This is a genomic window from Zunongwangia profunda SM-A87, from assembly GCF_000023465.1.
Classification (GTDB): Bacteria; Bacteroidota; Bacteroidia; order Flavobacteriales; family Flavobacteriaceae; genus Zunongwangia; species Zunongwangia profunda.
Window position 1 is genome coordinate 3,625,501 of sequence record NC_014041.1, and the last position, 17,313, is coordinate 3,642,813.

Here is a 17,313-nt window from a genome sequence, read left to right on the forward strand (position 1 = left end):
TAAATAAAGCAATACGAAAAGTAGTCTTTTCTTAGAGTTCCTTGAAAATGTATTATATTTACTTGAAAATTATCAGCTCGATATATTACTACTCATTACGCCTAATAAAATCCAATTTTCGGATGATACTCAGATATATATAAGGAAGTATCAATACGTTCCACTTGACATACCAACAATGAAGCCTCTGTATTATTAATATGAAGCTTTGGATATGATCTATCATAACCTATAAAATTTTTGAGTGGATTTTTTATATCAGAAAACTTATAATATGAACTTTTTGTAAGCCACTAAATAGTTTGAAGAATAATCCCGCGTTCTGCCACCCCGACTTCTTAAAAATCATTTTAAACTTTCCTCACCACCAAATTGCAAAATTCGAACATAGTATACCCCTAATATCTTGACCAAATACTGAAAAAACTCGTACGTTGTACATAACTGAATGCATTTTCAACACTTGCCACCTTCCCAATAGATAGGGCTGGATTTAATTCTTCCGTGGTAACATTACTTACACCTACTTCCATAATTTTTCCCTCTTTTTGCATTTCGAACATAGCCTTCAATGATTCCTCAAAAGGAGTGGTAGTCCGAGGCATTACGCGAAAATGTACTAATTGAATTTGTTCAATTTTTAAGGTCTTTAAATTATTATCGATGCTTGCCCGTAAATTTTCAGGTTTGTCGTAAACGTTCCAACTTTTATCTACCCCTCTGCTTGCTCCAACTTTGGTACAAATAACCAGATCTTTCTTATTAGGATGCAAGGCTTCTGCGATAAGTCGATTGGTTACATCTTTTCCATAATAATCAGCTGTGTCCAGAAAATTAATATCACCTTCAGAAGTTTTGCTTTTAATATCTGCACTGCTTCTTCCCTATTTTCGGGTTCGCCCCAAACTTGTTCCCCCGGAAGACGCATTGTCCCATAACCCAATCGCTTTACTGGTAGAGGATTTGCTGTATTGGCACCAATGGTAATTATTTTTTTAATATTCATTTTCTCTGTTTTAATTATGAAAACAAAGGTGCAGGAACTCTACTAAAAATCTTTTGCCATATAGCAAAAAAGGATTTATACAATATTTTTTCTGATCCTTCTTAAGGAGGATTATGTAATCCCCAGATAAGAAGCTATATAAGAAAGAGGAGTCCGATCAACAAGGTTAGGGAATTTTTCTAAGAATATAAGATAACGTGTGGTGGCATCTTCAGAAACTAAGGAACTTCTTCTGTCCATTTTCTTCATCAGGGCATTATGGAATATCTTATTCATAATTTTATCCCACTCCAAAATTGTATTAGAAAGGTTGTTCCATTGTTGGTTCGAAAATACAATAAATTTACAATCTGTGGCTGCCTGGACATATTCTGAAAAGGGTTCGTCTCTATATGGATTTGCGATGAAGCGGTTTTCTTCTATAAAATATTTCGTGATTTCTTCGCCTTTATTGTTGTAATAACAAATTCGTAAAATACCCTCTAGAACGAAAACTACTTTGTTAAAAGTTTTTCCTACTTCTGCAAAATATGTGTCTTTATAAAGTGTCGTTACAGTAACATTTATCGAGATGAGCTCAATTTGCTGCGGGTTTAAATTGCCAAATTGTAAAATATATTCTATAAGTTTTCCATTTTATAAAGTTAGTAATTATGGCTAGTCATAAATTTGTCATTTGGCAAAATAAGGAATCAGATTAAATATTTGGTGAAATGTTATCGTACTTGAAGGTGCATTCTTTGCTGATTAGTCTAGGTATTATCTGTGAACAATAAGGTTCGAATCTTATCACCTCAACGATTCTAATAGGTTCGAACCGGTTATCAAAAAACAAATTCATTTAAATTTTCCAATGAATTCCGGAAAATATTTAAAAATTTCAAATAAAAAGAGGTAAAAATGTAGAATTAGCTGGACTTGTAATACACAAAAGGGACACTAAAATAGTATCCCTTTTTGTGACCCCTATGGTACAAAACTCGAACCAATTAATAGAGGATTTAAAACTTTTGGCTGATATACTGGCTGCTTAATCTGTAATGAAGTCTTTAAAAGTAACTGATAGTTTATAGGTTATTTATAAAAGGAAAAAGTATGAAAACCTTTATGACCCATTTGGCCTATATATGATCCCATGCTGTCTTGGAGCGGACATTATAAGAAGTTCCCTTCTCTGTTGTTCCTTTTCTTTCAATGAACTCTCTATTTATCAGTTCCTGTAAATCACGGGTAACCGTACTTTTTTTGATATATTCTCAAGTTGTTGGTATTCTGCATTATTTATAGAACCATGTCCTTTAATATATAAGAGCATTGACTTGTCTGGTGAAGGTTTTGTCTTTTAAAGTAATCGACAATCAGCTCTGTGATGTTGAGTATTTCGTAAAAAGGTATATTTTTACAATTAATTTTTGGTGCCCCTCAACCATTATCTTTTGCAGGATATAAATAATCATTTACTTTCATTAATTCAGAAAATAAGATATGGAGTTAGCCAACTTTATTCGTTAATCATAAAGAAGAAATTACCAACGAGTGGATAAAATATGCCCGGGAAAACATAAAACCTACATTTGAAATGCAGGTGGAAGAAGTTACTGACCATATAAAGGATATGCTTGAAAGGATTGCAGAAGATATGGATACTTCGCAAACAAATGCCGAGCAGGAAAAGAAATCCAAGGGCAATAAAGCACTTAAATCTAGAGAAACCAAGGCAGCCAGTGAACATGGTGCGCAACGGGTTGAACTTGGGTTTGACATCATGCAACTAAGTTCTGAATTCCGTGCGTTAAGGGCAAGTATCCTTCGGCTTTGGGCCGAAAAAATCAGGGCAGAGAATTGGGAGACTGATTTTCATGATATGATACGATTTAATGAAGCAATTGACGAAGCATGGATGATCTCCTTGGATCATTTTCAACAGAAGCTCGACCAAAGCAAGAATTGGTTTCTTGGAGTATTGGGGCATGATTTGCGCAATCCTATTTCAGCTGTTTATGGCGCACAAGCAATCCTGAAATTATCTCAAAATCTTTCTGAAAAAGAAAAAGGAATTCTTCAGAGATCAGATTTCAGCCTTAAGCGCATGACAGAACTCATAAATAACCTTCTTGAGTTTACGGAACTAAACCTGGGAAGGGGCGTGGTCATCAACAGGAGCTTAATTGATCTTTCAGAACATAGTGAAAAAATCGTCCAAGAAATCCAATTGGCATACCCCAAGATTGACATCACGATAGACACCACAGATAACATAAAAGGAAAGTGGGATGCATCCAGGCTCGAACAAATGATGACGAACCTAATCACCAATGCGATTCACCACGGGGAACCGGGAAGCCCTGTAAAAGTAAACCTTAATTCTAAAGAGGGGCAGGCACTTTTTAGCGTTCATAATCAAGGCACTCCTATACCGGAAGGTATTAAGGACAAAATTTTCACCGATAGGTTTACCAATAATAACGAAGACACAACAAAAGAGAAAAATTACGGCCTTGGCCTGTACATTGTCAAAGAAATAGTAGAGGGACACGAGGGAAAAATTGAACTGACCAGCACTCAAGAAGAAGGCACCACTTTTACTGTAGCGCTTCCAATACATTAAATGAAGTAGAAAAGATGTAATAAATTGTAGTGTATTTCAATTTTGTTCCGGATCCAGGTTTTAATAAAGACCTTTGGTCACGTCATTTTTGAATTATTCCTATTTTCTTACATAAACGCTTGTTGAAGAACAGGCAGATCCGATTTTAATTTATGTACCTTCCTTATGGCTGAAATAGCAGTCACTCAATATTTTAGAAAGCCAGACTTGAATAAATAAAAGTTGCTTTCCATCAGTAATAAAGAGGAAATGGATACTACCTTATTATACCAGTAAATTCCAAATTATGACGATATTAAAATTTTAAGAAGAATTCCCTGATGAAAATTCATGTCATACCCATATGCGCAAGTCTAGCGTATATTGCACCAAATTGAAACAAAGTCATTCATTTTCAATTGATTATACGATTCTACATTTTCTTTAATATCATCTAATATCAATTGATTTCAACATTTGTTGTACCTATGTTGTACCTGAAAAGAACAATAATTTCGTATCTTTATGGTGTACTTAGGTAAAGGAATACATTCAAAATGGAATGTTGTACCTATGTTGTACCTGATTTGACTTTCGTACTCAAAACAGGTCAATTATGTCATCAAACGCAAAGATAGTTCTACGTAAAAAACCAAACAGTAAAGGGCTTTACCCATTAGCTGTTCGAATTACAAAAAATCGTCGTTCAACATATCAATATATAGGTCATTATATTGACATAGAGGATTGGGACGAAAAAAATATTCGAGTAAGAAAGTCTAATTCAAATGCTGATAGTTTAAACAAGTTGCTATCACAGGAACTCTCGAACGCCAATAAAGCACTTATTGACTTACAATCCGAGCATAAAGATGCATCTGCCAACCAAATCAAAAAAGAGATATATGCCTCGGGAAACTCTGCTACCTTTTTTGAACTAGCACAAGAGCATCTGGACGAATTGGAAATCGCCGAAAAATTAAACCGCTTATCTACGGATAGTGCTTTGGTTAGCTATATCATAAAGTTTAATAAATCAAAACAGTTGGCTTTTCAGGAAATTAACGAACGCTTCCTAAAAAAGCTGATGATATATTTGAAAGCCAAACACGAACTTTCAGAAACATCAGTAATGAACATCTTAGTCCTCATTAGGTTGTTGTTCAACAGAGCTATTAAGCTCAAAATAGTTAGTAGGGAATTATATCCTTTTGGTGGTGACAAGATTAAAATTAAGTTTCCAGAAACAAGCAAAGTCGGGTTGAATATTATTGAAGTAAGAGCCATAGAAGCTCTTGAGAATTTAACTTTGAGTGAAATACACACTCGAAATGTCTGGCTCTTTAGTTTTAATTTTGCCGGAATGCGAGTTACCGATGTATTGTGGACAAAGTGGTCTGACATATACGACAAAAGGTTGCATTATAGAATGAACAAAAACTCAAAATTACTATCATTAAAAATTCCAGATAAGGTTTTCAAAATTTTAGATTATTACAAAGAAGACAAAAGATATGCAACCGATTTTGTTTTTCCCGAATTGAAAAAAGCGAATCTCGATGATGCAAAAGATGTCTATAACAAGAGAAAGACAGCTACCAAGAAATTTAATGACAACTTAAAATCTATAGCTAAAAAGGCGAAAATTGATAAGAAAATTACAATGCATATTGCGAGGCATACCTTTGGCAATATTGCTGGTGATACCATCCATCCCTTTATGCTGCAAAAATTGTATCGTCATAGCGATTTAAAAACCACATTGAACTATCAAGCTAATTTTATTCACAAAGAAGCAGATGATGCTTTGGATAGTGTGGTAAATTTTTGAACTATTATCAGCCATCTGCAAATATTTTAAAGTCATATTTCAACATATTCAATTGCCATTCCCTTACCTTTACCAACATAATTTTATGTTTATGGTGTTAAAGGTTAAATGGACTGAATTTAAAAGTAGTCTTGAAAATTTTCAGTCCGAAGGAAATGCGCTTATTAAAAAATATAAAGCAGCAAGAACTGAGGATTTATTAAATGAATTGAAAGAGGAAAAACAATCGTGGGAAAGCGATGTAATCAGTTATGTAAAGGCTTCTTTTGACCCTGAACACACCAATTTTGCATACGAGTTTAAGGCTCAGCAAGGATATAATTTCGGAATGAAATTAGGTATCGACCAAAGAGTCAAAAACACTATTCAAACCATTAAAGATGAAATTAATGGGCTTGATTACTATTTAAAAATATTATTCATTTCAGATGCTATTGTGCGAGCTGATGACATTGATTTAGAAGAGCATAAAAACCTTGATACCGAAGGCATTCTTGATCTTATACTTTCTAAACTATATGAACTGTATAATGATGGGAAATACTATTCTATTAAGTGGATTCTTGAAGGTAACGGCCTAAAGTTAGGTGGGCGTAGCGAAGATTGGGACTATGGTAGAATGCTTGAAGAACGAGGCCTTATTGAGACTATGAATGGTCGTGAGGTAAATGCCAAACTAAAACTTGAGGGAAAGTATGCCATTGAACAAGCCAGAAAATCCCAAGTGCCCGACTACTCAAAAATTAGCGATTCTGATGAAGAATTAAAAACACTTCTCAAAGAGGTACTTGCCGAAGTTAAAAGATCAGGATATGGTCAGCAAATCATCTTCGATGAGTTTGATGAGCTGCGCAAAGACATTCCGCATCTTAGCAAAAAATCGTTTGGTCAGTTATTAAAATCAAAACTTGGCGATTTGGTCGCAGACAAAGCCTTTGACAAAGCTATCGCCAGCGACATATTCAAACAATTTACTAACCAAATATTTCCATTTTAACGTATGAGAATATGGGCAGGTATTAAAAATAGAATAGTTCAATTCTTCCGAAAAGAACCACCACCAGAATATGAGGTGACAGAATATGTGTTTTCGGATAGACAACCTCTTGATGGTTCTTCGACCATTTCATTTTTCGTAAACAATCCCAAGCCAGATGTAAGTGTTACCAGAACTTTTGATAGCGAAGACCAAGCCGTTAATTGGCTTATGGAAAATCGAGATTTCAAAAAGATGTTATTTAGTAATGTATTTCCATCCGCAAATTCGGTGAAATACCAATGTGGCGTTAAAGAACCTATCACAATCCCAAACAAAATGCCAGGGGATATTGACATTCTTCTGTATGAACAAGGAAAGGAACAAAATGCGGTTGGAATAGAATGTAAAATAGTAAAAACCGAATCGCTTGAAAATCAACCACCAAAAATAAACAAGATTACAAGCGTTCAAAAAAAGGGAACTATTCAGGCAAATGGATATACCGAAATTGGATTCAACAGGGTTTATCTGCTAATCATACTATTGGATGATGGCCGGCATTACAAAAACCCCAATGTTATGTTCAGAACTACACCTTTTAAATGGTTGAAAGAATTGTATGGTTTTGACTGGCAAACCCGAATGAGTGATGATATTGGAATTATTTACGTTCACATAAATCAATTTACTACTAACCATATAAATCAGACCAAAGGATTGGGATTGCGTGTAGAACGTGAAGCAATACCAATTTTACAACCTGAAGAACTAACTGATAAAATCAAAAAACTGGATTCATAGGATAATTTGAAACGTAAAGGAACTTGCAGGATACGCGGAAATCATAGTAAACTAACGTTTGAGCACGTTACACGAGAGTGTAAACTGAACTCTCTATAGTTTGCCTGATTCATTTTCTCAAGTGCTCGGTTCTTGCCTAAAACATTCCACCAACATCCCATAAAGTTCTGGATGTTTTCTTTTTAGTAAATCCGCTCGTTCAAAAAAATACTCTGAAGCAACCGCAAAGAATTCAGCTTGATTTGTTCCACCATATTTACGAATATCTGAATGGTTATCGTTAATCGCTTCCATTTCTTTATGGATTAAGTTTAACCAAGGTATGGCATATTGATGTTCCATTAGCCGCTCTGACACACCGTCTGTTCTATCGTCCAACTTATCTATAAGGTGCACAAATTCGTGTATGCCAGTATTGCTTTTATCGGTTGTATTTTTAAAGCCGTGGTACAATGCTTTCTTGGAAAGTATCATCTGTTTCTCGAACCTTCCATTTCCAACTATTCCACCAATATTCCGTGAGTTATCCTTACTGCTAAATTGCATATCTTCATTAAAATTATCAGGATATAAAAGGATGCCACTTAAATTTGTGTAGTGCCATTCCTTGAAGCCAAAAACTGGAATGACGGCACTTGCTGCAATTAAAACCTTATCCAACTCTTCCAGTTCAAACTGCACAGCATCGATATAGACCTCACTTAAAAATAGCATCATTTTTTGCTGAAAAATTAGCTGTGCGTCTTTTGATAGATTTCTATAAAACAGCACATTATCCGTCAATAATTTATGCCAATGTTCTGGAAATGGTTTTACACTATGACGTTTTGCTTTTCTATAAAAATGAACAGCAAAAAGAACAATCACAACCGAAATAAAAATATAAGCCATATTAAAAAACGTATTAATCTACAGGTTCGGCCTTAAATCCCACTTTTTGCAAAGTCGCCTTTACATCTTCTTCGGTTACACCATCGCTTTCAATGGTTAGGATTTTATCAGGATTAGAGGTATCTACTTCCCAACTTTCTACACCTTCTTGTTTGTTTAAAAAAGGGGTGACTTTTGATACGCACCCACCACAATTGATATTTGTTTTAAATTTTAAAGTTTTCATAGTATTGAATTTATTTATTATTAAAGTTTTACTCGTTTAAGTCTTAAGCTATTTGCAACTACGGATACACTACTGAATGCCATTGCTGCACCTGCAATCATCGGATCCAACAAAAACCCATTTACAGGATAAAGAACTCCCGCTGCAATTGGAATACCGATGATGTTGTAAATAAATGCCCAGAATAAGTTCTGACGTATGCCCAACACGGTTCTTTTTGATAGTTCCAATGCTTTTGGGATAGATTGTAAATCTGATGTTATCAAGGTCATTTTTGCTACATCCATTGCGATATCCGAACCTTTGCCCATAGCAATACTCACATTGGCTTGCGCCAGGGCGTGCGAATCGTTGATACCATCGCCCACCATTGCTACTATCTTTCCGTCCGCCTGTAATTTTTCGACAAAAGCCGCTTTGTCCGAAGGCATCACTTCTCCTTGGTAATTTGTTATTCCTACTTGTTTTGCGACAGCAGATGCGGTTTTATTGTTATCTCCAGTAAGCATATAGACCTCAATGCCTCGTTCTTGAAGTGTTGCTATGGCCATTTTTGAAGTTTCCTTAATCTTGTCTGCAATGGCGAGTATCGCCAGCACTTGTTTTTCATTGCCAAAGAAAATGACGGTTTTCGCTTGCTCTTCGAGACTTTCTGCTGTTTGCATCAAGGAAGCATCGATTTGAATATTTTTCTCAAGCATTAGTTTATGGTTTCCAACATAGTATGGTGAACCATTTTCTGTTTGAGCTTTCACACCTTTTCCTGTAATACTTTCAAAAGAAGCAATTTCAGCTTTTTCAATATTTTCATCTTTTAAGTGATTGACTACAGCTTCCGCCAAAGGGTGTTCTGATTGTGCTTCAATAGCTAGAAGAACTTTTTTGTATTCGTTGATATCTTCGAGTTTATCCTTCCAAAATATATCAGTTACTAAAGGTTTTCCTTCTGTAATTGTACCTGTTTTATCAAGAATGACAGCATTCACTTTATGACCGAGTTCTAAACTTTCGGCATCCTTTATAAGGATATTATTTTCTGCGCCTTTACCAATTCCCACCATAATGGCGGTAGGTGTTGCCAATCCCAAAGCACAAGGACAGGCGATTACCAATACGGCTACAGAGGTCAATAAGGCTTGTGAAAAGGCATTATCGCCTCCTAAAGACATCCAGACAATGAAGGTTACAATGGAAATACCCAATACCACAGGAACGAAAATACCGGCAATCTTATCGACCAGTTTTTGAACGGGTGCCTTACTCCCTTGCGCTTGCTGAACCATTTTAATGATTTGGGAAAGCAGGGTTTCTCCACCTACTTTTTCAGCGGTAAATTGAAAACTTCCTTTTTGATTAACGGTACCAGCGAATACCTTTTCCCCTTGGGATTTCTGAACTGGAACGGGTTCACCAGTAATCATACTTTCATCTACATATGAGCTTCCCTTGGAAACTTCGCCATCCACGGGAATCTTTTCTCCGGGACGCACCAAAATGGTCTGACCTACTTGAACAGACGAAATAGGAATTTCCTTTTCTTCACCATTCTCAATAATTTTCAACGTTTTAGGCTGTAGTCCCATTAATTTTTTAATGGCTGAAGATGTATTTGACTTTGCCTTTTCCTCCAATAGTTTCCCCAAGGAAATAAAGGTTATAATTACCGTTGCCGCCTCATAATAAACGTGAGGCTCGATACCACGATTCAACCAAAATTCAGGAAAAAAAGTGTTGAACACACTAAACAGAAAAGCGATTCCTGTACTCAAGGCTACAAGCGTATCCATATTTGATTTACCGTGTTTGGCTTGCTTGAAAGCATTGATGAAAAAGCTACGACCGAACCAAAAAAGAATTGGAAAAGTCAACACCAAAGAAATCCACTTACCTGGTTCCCATTGCATAAAAAACATTCCTAATACAAAAATGGGAAGGGTAAGTATGGCCGACCAGATAGTACGGTTTTTTATGTCCTGATAATGCTTTTGCTGAAGTTCTTGCTGTACTTCCGAAGGGTCTTCGGCATCAATTATAATATCGTAACCGACCTCACGAAGCGCGTTTTGAAGTTGATTTGGACTCAACTCCTTGTCATATTCCACAAGAACGGAACTATTGGCAAAATTAACACTTGCATCAAACACACCTTCCGTGTGTTTTAATACAGATTCAACACTTGCTGCACAAGAGGCACAAGTCATTCCCGTAACAGGGAATGATTCCTTTATTCCTTTTTTAGTATTCTTTTCTTTGGTTTCAAATATGTTGATTGTCTCCATAAATCCGTTCTTATTTGTATGTTACAAATTTCAGGATTAAAAGACTGTAATGTGTTACGTTATATGCTGAATGATTTGTAGAATTTACTCTTCACGAATTATTACTACCAATTGGATAAGTCGTTTTTAATTTATCTTTTATCACCGCAATGGATACGTGTCTATCAGTCTCTACTATTTGTAATCAAATACCCTTTTGATTGAATGACCTTTTTTATCTCATCGACATTCGTTTTAGTGGTATCAAATTCTATAATTGAAGTCCCTTCTTCAAAAGACGTAGATACATTTGTAACCCCGTCAATTTTGTTTACCGAATGGTTGATGTTTTCTTCACAACCCGAGCATACCATCCCTTCAATATTCAACTTTACAGTTTGAATATCGGTATTGTTTGTTGCAACAATTCCTACTTTCTCCGTTGAATGAAATATTTGTGGATAATAAGAAACAAATGTCATTACAACAACAAACACTGTAACCAACCACAAATAGAATTTCGACTTAAAAAATGATGGCTTAGCCATATCACAGTTACCACAATCGTCCACCTTCTTTTTTTTATAAACCTGATAAAAGGCCAGTCCCAATGACAAAAATGCTATAACCAACAGATAAGGTTTCAAGGCAATAAGCCAAGAAAAATAGACAGAACTTCCACTAATACCAGCTACACTTGTAAGTAGCAAAGGACCCCAGCAGCATAGTTTAAGGGAAACTGCTGAAAATACAGCAGTCCCCATAGATGTTTTTTTGTTCCATTTAGTAATTGCCATACCTAACAACTTCCTATTCCCGCGTTTACCAAATCCTCTTTTGTGATTTCGATGTTGGTGCAGCAATTCAGTAGTTTTCCGTCCACAGCAATGGCGGGAACTCTTGTAACCCCATATTCCTTCATTTTTGAAACACAGATTTTACTTTCGCATTGCTCGGACAGATTATGAAGTGTGATTTCGCAGTCCTTTCCTGCTGTCTCTTTTACTAATTGCACCACAGGCTCGCATACCGGGCAACCTGCTGTAAAAATCTCGATTTGTCGTTTCATCTTATTTAAGTTTAAATTAATAATGGAACAAAGATGAGAACGTGAGGTAGGGGGTCACCAAACTTTTTTTAACCTTTTTTTCGTTGTAGTTTTTTAATCTGGTTTCAATAGTTTGGATTTCTTTTAAGCGATTGGTCAAATCGGATAATTCCAAATTGGGGAATTCACTTTTTAAATATTCAATTTTATCTTCATTGCCACAATTTCCTGGGCAAGAGTCCACGGCCTTTACAATTCCAATAGCAAGTGCTTTTCGATAGACTTCATCCAGCAGTAAGTAATGTGCTTTTTGAATCCCCTTATCAATGGATCTGAACTGTATGTTTATTTGTTCGGGGTCCTTTCCTTCATCAAGCATTTTAACAATGCCGTTTATTTGACCACTCAAAGTTTTTAATCTGGATTTAATATCCAAGATTAAATCAGTAGGTAATTTGTACTGTTCTCCTTTCATAATTTGTCCATTATAATGTTTAGCAACAACTTGAATTATTACATCTTTTATTTTCTTGAATTGGTGGGCAGGCCACAGTACCGTAAGAACAGAATACGCAGCAATCTCCTTCTTTTGGTTTAAGTATTTGTTTGCAATTATCACATTCATAAAAGAATTGACAGGATTCTGTTGGCATTTCTTCTACTTTTTTGTGTCCACAATTTGGACAGGTAATTTCTGATTTTAATTGGATTTCCATTAGTTTTTTCTGTCAGTTACTTTATAGCCTGTTGCGTTAATTGCATTTTCAATTTCTTTTTCATTGGTTTTGGTTTTATCAAACTCAATGATTGCATTTCCATTTTCGTAAGACGCCTTTGAGTTTACAATTCCGTTGAGTTTGTTTACTTCGTGATTGACGTGTTCTTCGCAACTTGCACAAGTCATTCCGCTAATTTTAAATTCCATTGTTTTAATATCCGATTTGTCAACTACGATTATTTGCTTTTCTATGTTTGGATAAAAAATGGATGAATAATATGGAAATGCCAGCATTATAATTGCAAATACAGTTACAATTCCTAAAAACTTTTTTGATTGTATAAATTTTGGTTTTTCGTCTGTTTCACATTCGCAGTCAATTTCTTTTTGAGGTTTTAGTTTTTGATACCAAGCAAAGCCGAGCACTAAAATTGTTAGCCCGATTAGATAAGGTCTAAAAGGCTCAAGCCAAGAAAATGTTGAGGCAATTCCACTTGTTCCCGCGATTAAAGCCAAAACGGGTGTAATACAACATAATGAAGCTGTAATAGCAGCAAGTAAACCTGCACCAATTAATTTGTTCTCACGTTTCATATCGTTTCTAAAACTTTGTTTTTATCGAGTATTTCAAAAAACGGATTTAATAATGTTGAATATTCAGGGGTTAGTGAGTAAAAAATCGTTTGAGCATCTCTTTCGGTTTCCAATAAATTTCTGTCCTTCATTTTTCTCAAATGTTGAGAGATAGCAGAAATATTCATTTCGAGAATATCACTTAAGTCGCAAACGCAAAGTCGTTTCTCCTCAAAGAGTAGGTAAAGAATTTTTAGCCGAACATTATTTCCGACTAAAGAAAGTCCATTTGCCAAATAGTCAAACGATTCATTTAATTCTGAAACTGTCTTTTTACAACGGTTTATCTGTTCAATATCTGCCTGTTGTCTTATGCAAGAATTATTTTTCATAAGGCAAAGTTACAATTATTTCTTATTTAAGCAAATACTTAAATACAAAAAAGAATGATATGTAAATTTTGATCATTATGTTCCTTTTGTTTTGATTTGTGTTTTGCAAAAACTAAAACTACCGAATTGTACATCTGTTCTTTTAGCTTGTAGGTGAAGGTATTGCTGGCTTTACAGTTAATTGTCTTTTAAAACTACAAAACAGAAAATTCTGTATGGTGTTGAATGGTGTTGTGTGGTCCTCTGATACACAGCGAATTTTGTCAAATCCTTTTTTTAATTCCGATGTTAATTCCTCTTCATTGTATTGTTTTATTTCAAGTCCGCTACATTTTTTTGGTCCGTTTTGTGAAAAGGTTCCTATTATTAAATAACCTCTTACAAATTTTGTCGCTATGTTAGTATATTTTTTAATCTGATCATCTGTTGTAAGAAAATGAAAAGTTGCTCTGTCGTGCCAAACATCGAAAGATGTATCTGGTTCAAATTCGGTAATGTCGCTTACAATCCAATTTACTTTACTTGCCTTTTCTCCCAGTCTTTTTTTAGCTTTCGCAATTGCTTTTTCTGAAATATCAAGTACAGTAATGTTATTATACCCTTCCTTGAGTAAATAGTCAACAAGTTTACTGTCGCCACCACCAATGTCTATAATTTTTGCCTTTTTATTTAGTTTGAACGAACGTATAAACTTCAGTGAAGTTTTTGGTATTTCTTGCGTCCAACTTACCTGGTCTGGATTTTTAGTTTCCTAAACTGTTTCCCAATGTTTCTTTCTGTCTAATTTCATTTTGATATCTAAATTCGGTTCATTGGTAAATCAATATATCATCTACTGATTTAAATACCCCTTTAATAGTGGTAAACACACCCTAAATCTCATCCAAGGATTTTCGGTTTTTGTCTACAGATTTCTTGAACTGCGTAGGTGTCATCCCAGTAATTTTCTTGAACTGATTGCTTAAATATGCAACGCTACTATAATGTAGTTGAAAAGCTATTTCACTTAAGGTTAGTTCATCGTAAACTATGAGTTCTTTTATACGTTCAATTTTTTGGTTGATGATATATTGCTCAAACGTGATGCTTTCTACTGACGAGAATAGGGAACTTAAATATTTGTAATCCAAATTAAGTTCACCACTTATAATATCTGCCCATTTTAAATCGGTTTCGTCGTTGGAATGATGTATTTTCTCAACAACCAAAGTTTTCATTTGCTCAATAAGTTGACTTTTACGGTCGTCAATCAAACTGAAACCTGAATTTTGAAGGGCTTCGGAAAGCTCTTTTTTGGTGTTTGCATTTAATGTTGACACTAATTTAACTTCTCCCAATTTAATAGAAGCATAGGATATTTCAAGTTGTTTTAAAATATTGGATACTGCCGAGATACATCTTGGGCAGACCATATTTTTAATATAGATAATCTCTCTCATATAATACTTGTCTTTAAAACAAGGTTAACCCAGATTTGTGTAAAGAATAGTAAACAGCAGCTATCGCAGCAATTACAAAAATCAATACTATCACAACAAAAGCTATAATTTTATCTTTTTTTGTGATATTACTTTTAGGTTGATGCTTCTTCCTTTCATTTTTTCGTCTATTTCTTCTGCTTTCACTCATTATCGTTCGCCATTATAAAACCAAGATTATTTTTTGGCCTTATGTAGATTACTTGATTAATCCGTAATTCGTTTTATTTTAAAGTTGCTTTTACCTCTCCACAGGTTAACATAGCCTCTCCATAATATGGATTTCGCACTTCTTCTTCCAAACTTATCCAATAGGCACCTTTATTGTTATTGGCCATTGGGCAAAACTGGATATATACATTTTGGTTGACCCCAAAAAGCTGTACACCACTTATCATATGTGCCGAAAGATGCTTGAAATGCCCTCTTTGTGCTGCTATGTCTGAACTGTTCTCAATAGCATTTGCAGATGATTTTAGTTCCTTTTGAATGGTCATCCAATGGTTGTGTGCTTTTTCATCGGACAGCAACTTCATATCAACATTTTTTAAGGATTGGATTATTTGCTTTCCTGCTTGTTGTGCACTTTTAGCATCGTCATTAACCAAAGCATCTTTTACAAGGATATAATCATCAAAAACCTGCTTCAATTGATTTTGAAATTTCTTTGAAACAGCTATCCTTTCTTTCATTTCAGAATGGTCTGTATTCACCACATTATCCCCAGTATTGTTTCCTTGCATACCCAAATGCCCTTCGTGGCCAGTCATTGTCTTACCTCCTGCCGTGTTCATCATACTTTTCTTGCCCTGTAACTGTGCAGCAGCATCTACGGTAAATGTGCCATTGGTAACCACTTCATCTCCATTTTCAAGGCCTTCAAGTATGGTATAGGTGTCTCCATTGGCATTACCAAGTAAGACTTCTCTCATTTCAAAAACAGCCTCGTTAGGATTTGTTTTGACATAAACCACAGAACGTTCACCAGTCCACATCACAGCTGTAGCAGGAACTGTTATTTTATTTGTGGTGTTTTCTTGAGTACCTTCAATTTTACCTTCAACAAACATTCCTGGTTTAAATAGGTCGTTTTTATTATTTAGTACCGCTCGTACCACGATAGTTCGCGTTGCTGAATTTAATAGTGGGTCTATAAAAGAGACTTTTGCATCAAATACTTCGTTACGATATGCGTTGGTAGTTACTTTAATGGTCTGTCCTACTTTCAAGGAAGCAATTTGGTTTTCATAGGCATCAAACTCTGCCCATACCGTATTGAGGTTGGCTATTTTATATAAGGGTTGCCCTTGTTTTACATAGTCCCCTTCTTCAACCATTTTCATTGTTACCGTTCCTGATACAGTTGCAAAAACTGGAAAGTATTCTTGCACTTTTCCAGCTGACTCAATAGCGTTAATTTGCTTTTCGGAAAGCTTCCATAATTTCAGTTTATTCCTTACAGCCTTGTACAATTCGGGTTGCGACTCTTTTAAGGATGATGCGGTAAGCAATTCTTGCTGTGCTGCAACCAAGTCTGGCGAATATATCGTAGCCAAGCGCTGGCCTGCGCCTACACGTTCTCCAGTAGAATTAACATATAATTGTTCTATTCTACCTCCAAAATAGGTTACCTGTACAGCATTAGATTCTTCATTGGCTTTTATCTTTCCAGATAATTTTAGGATATTATTTCCAATCTCTCCCTGACCAACAATGGATGTTTGAATATTGGCCAATGCCATTGCATTATCTGTCATTTTAAACTGGTCTGCCATAAGACCATCTGCTCCTGCTTCAGCAGGTATTAAATCCATTCCGCAAATAGGACAATCTCCAGGTTCCGGTTGCATAATCTGTGGGTGCATAGAGCAGGTCCACATTTGATTAGTAGCAATTTCTTCTGAATGTTCGTGATTGTCTTTAGCACTATTTGTTGCCTTATCAGTAGAATCTCCACCGAACAGTAGAAAGCCACCTAGAAGGCCAACAATCAAGGCAATACCTATATAAATGATGTTTTTTTTCATTGTCTTTGTTTTTATTTGTTATTTTCTAATCGTTTAATCATTGCTTTCATTTCTGCAATTTCCTTTTCTTGTGCTTTAATTATATCATCTGCTAATTTCTTCACTTCCGGGTCTTGTATATCCGCTCGCTTACTGGTTAAAATGGCGATAGAGTGATGCGGAATCATAGCTTTCATATAGAGCACATCGCCAATAATTGGGGCCTGTGCCCTCACAAGGCCTAACGCGCCACCAAATAGAACAATACTTCCAAGAACAATTGCTATATTTTTCTTTTTGTTTTGGTACATATTACGCATTGTTACAAACATAATAATGGCCATAGCGGCAATACCCAAACAGCTCATATAAAATCGGGTAAGACTAAAATAGACGTGGTCAATTTCATAAGAGTTTAAGTACATTGTAACGTACATTGCTATGAAGGATGCCACGAGCATACCTACAAATTTTGTGTAGTTGTTTTTCTTTGAATTTTGATTTGAATTTTCCATTTTA

The 17,313-nt window shown here is 35.3% G+C and carries 19 protein-coding genes and 3 pseudogenes; 5 read left to right on the forward strand and 17 right to left on the reverse strand.

Annotated features, from left to right (window positions below):
* Positions 1 to 398: 398 nt before the first annotated feature.
* The 4 genes and pseudogenes from ZPR_RS22645 to ZPR_RS24085 form a co-directional block, all read right to left on the reverse strand.
* Positions 399 to 866, reverse strand: coding sequence for an aldo/keto reductase (locus ZPR_RS22645; RefSeq protein ID WP_083759781.1), 468 nt, complete (start codon positions 864 to 866; stop codon positions 399 to 401).
* A complete protein-coding gene (locus ZPR_RS22650; protein WP_013072773.1) occupies positions 797 to 1,006 on the reverse strand; it encodes a hypothetical protein in 210 nt (69 codons plus the stop codon). The genes ZPR_RS22645 and ZPR_RS22650 overlap by 70 nt, the downstream gene beginning before the upstream one ends.
* Before the next feature lie 111 nt (positions 1,007 to 1,117).
* On the reverse strand, positions 1,118 to 1,282 hold the full coding sequence (locus ZPR_RS23940; RefSeq protein ID WP_013072774.1) for a cyclic nucleotide-binding domain-containing protein: 165 nt from the start codon (positions 1,280 to 1,282) through the stop codon (positions 1,118 to 1,120).
* Positions 1,283 to 1,321: 39 nt separating this feature from the next.
* Positions 1,322 to 1,630 (reverse strand): annotated as a pseudogene (locus ZPR_RS24085) (Crp/Fnr family transcriptional regulator); the annotation flags it as partial.
* 889 nt (positions 1,631 to 2,519) lie between these two features.
* On the opposite strand from ZPR_RS24085, the pseudogene ZPR_RS23885 reads away from it, so the two are divergent.
* The 5 genes and pseudogenes from ZPR_RS23885 to ZPR_RS15945 all read left to right on the forward strand — a co-directional run.
* A pseudogene (locus ZPR_RS23885) lies at positions 2,520 to 2,807 on the forward strand (RsbRD N-terminal domain-containing protein); the annotation flags it as partial.
* 63 nt (positions 2,808 to 2,870) lie between these two features.
* On the forward strand, positions 2,871 to 3,614 hold the full coding sequence (locus tag ZPR_RS15930) for a sensor histidine kinase (RefSeq protein ID WP_394329749.1): 744 nt from the start codon (positions 2,871 to 2,873) through the stop codon (positions 3,612 to 3,614).
* A 595-nt stretch (positions 3,615 to 4,209) separates the two neighbouring features.
* On the forward strand, positions 4,210 to 5,424 hold the full coding sequence (locus ZPR_RS15935; RefSeq protein ID WP_013072776.1) for a site-specific integrase: 1,215 nt from the start codon (positions 4,210 to 4,212) through the stop codon (positions 5,422 to 5,424).
* An 85-nt stretch (positions 5,425 to 5,509) separates the two neighbouring features.
* Positions 5,510 to 6,421 (forward strand): hypothetical protein, encoded by a 912-nt coding sequence (locus ZPR_RS15940; RefSeq protein WP_013072777.1) that lies wholly within the window; start codon positions 5,510 to 5,512, stop codon positions 6,419 to 6,421.
* A 3-nt stretch (positions 6,422 to 6,424) separates the two neighbouring features.
* Complete coding sequence (locus tag ZPR_RS15945) at positions 6,425 to 7,204, forward strand: hypothetical protein (RefSeq protein ID WP_013072778.1); 780 nt, start codon at positions 6,425 to 6,427, stop codon at positions 7,202 to 7,204.
* A 117-nt stretch (positions 7,205 to 7,321) separates the two neighbouring features.
* Here the strand turns inward: ZPR_RS15945 and ZPR_RS15950 are convergent, their stop codons facing one another.
* The 13 genes and pseudogenes from ZPR_RS15950 to ZPR_RS16000 form a co-directional block, all read right to left on the reverse strand.
* Positions 7,322 to 8,095: a M90 family metallopeptidase gene (locus tag ZPR_RS15950; RefSeq protein WP_013072779.1), complete on the reverse strand. Its 774-nt coding sequence runs from the start codon at positions 8,093 to 8,095 to the stop codon at positions 7,322 to 7,324.
* A gap of 13 nt (positions 8,096 to 8,108) precedes the next feature.
* Complete coding sequence (locus tag ZPR_RS15955; protein ID WP_008616468.1) at positions 8,109 to 8,321, reverse strand: heavy-metal-associated domain-containing protein; 213 nt, start codon at positions 8,319 to 8,321, stop codon at positions 8,109 to 8,111.
* Positions 8,322 to 8,341: 20 nt separating this feature from the next.
* Positions 8,342 to 10,600 carry a heavy metal translocating P-type ATPase gene (locus ZPR_RS15960; protein ID WP_008992789.1) on the reverse strand — a complete coding sequence of 753 codons (2,259 nt, stop codon included), beginning with the start codon at positions 10,598 to 10,600 and terminating at the stop codon, positions 8,342 to 8,344.
* A gap of 164 nt (positions 10,601 to 10,764) precedes the next feature.
* Positions 10,765 to 11,376: a mercuric transport protein MerTP gene (gene merTP / locus ZPR_RS15965; protein WP_013072780.1), complete on the reverse strand. Its 612-nt coding sequence runs from the start codon at positions 11,374 to 11,376 to the stop codon at positions 10,765 to 10,767.
* A gap of 2 nt (positions 11,377 to 11,378) precedes the next feature.
* The gene (locus ZPR_RS15970) at positions 11,379 to 11,648 is read right to left on the reverse strand and encodes a thioredoxin family protein (protein ID WP_008992791.1); all 270 of its coding nucleotides are present in this window, start codon (positions 11,646 to 11,648) and stop codon (positions 11,379 to 11,381) included.
* Between the two features lie 16 nt (positions 11,649 to 11,664).
* Positions 11,665 to 12,102, reverse strand: coding sequence for a metal-sensing transcriptional repressor (locus ZPR_RS15975; protein ID WP_049771533.1), 438 nt, complete (start codon positions 12,100 to 12,102; stop codon positions 11,665 to 11,667).
* A 19-nt stretch (positions 12,103 to 12,121) separates the two neighbouring features.
* A complete protein-coding gene (locus ZPR_RS23745; protein WP_072316382.1) occupies positions 12,122 to 12,343 on the reverse strand; it encodes a GDCCVxC domain-containing (seleno)protein in 222 nt (73 codons plus the stop codon).
* Positions 12,343 to 12,939, reverse strand: a complete 597-nt coding sequence (gene merTP, locus ZPR_RS15980; protein WP_013072783.1) for a mercuric transport protein MerTP — start codon at positions 12,937 to 12,939, stop codon at positions 12,343 to 12,345. The genes ZPR_RS23745 and merTP (ZPR_RS15980) overlap by 1 nt, the downstream gene beginning before the upstream one ends.
* Positions 12,936 to 13,310, reverse strand: a complete 375-nt coding sequence (locus ZPR_RS15985) for an ArsR/SmtB family transcription factor (protein ID WP_008992796.1) — start codon at positions 13,308 to 13,310, stop codon at positions 12,936 to 12,938. The genes merTP (ZPR_RS15980) and ZPR_RS15985 overlap by 4 nt, the downstream gene beginning before the upstream one ends.
* A gap of 142 nt (positions 13,311 to 13,452) precedes the next feature.
* A pseudogene (locus ZPR_RS23040) lies at positions 13,453 to 14,100 on the reverse strand (class I SAM-dependent methyltransferase).
* An 82-nt stretch (positions 14,101 to 14,182) separates the two neighbouring features.
* The gene (locus ZPR_RS15990) at positions 14,183 to 14,749 is read right to left on the reverse strand and encodes a helix-turn-helix domain-containing protein (RefSeq protein ID WP_013072784.1); all 567 of its coding nucleotides are present in this window, start codon (positions 14,747 to 14,749) and stop codon (positions 14,183 to 14,185) included.
* A 263-nt stretch (positions 14,750 to 15,012) separates the two neighbouring features.
* The gene (locus ZPR_RS15995; RefSeq protein WP_013072785.1) at positions 15,013 to 16,815 is read right to left on the reverse strand and encodes an efflux RND transporter periplasmic adaptor subunit; all 1,803 of its coding nucleotides are present in this window, start codon (positions 16,813 to 16,815) and stop codon (positions 15,013 to 15,015) included.
* 11 nt (positions 16,816 to 16,826) lie between these two features.
* Complete coding sequence (locus tag ZPR_RS16000) at positions 16,827 to 17,309, reverse strand: DUF305 domain-containing protein (protein ID WP_008992801.1); 483 nt, start codon at positions 17,307 to 17,309, stop codon at positions 16,827 to 16,829.
* Positions 17,310 to 17,313 lie beyond the last annotated feature (4 nt).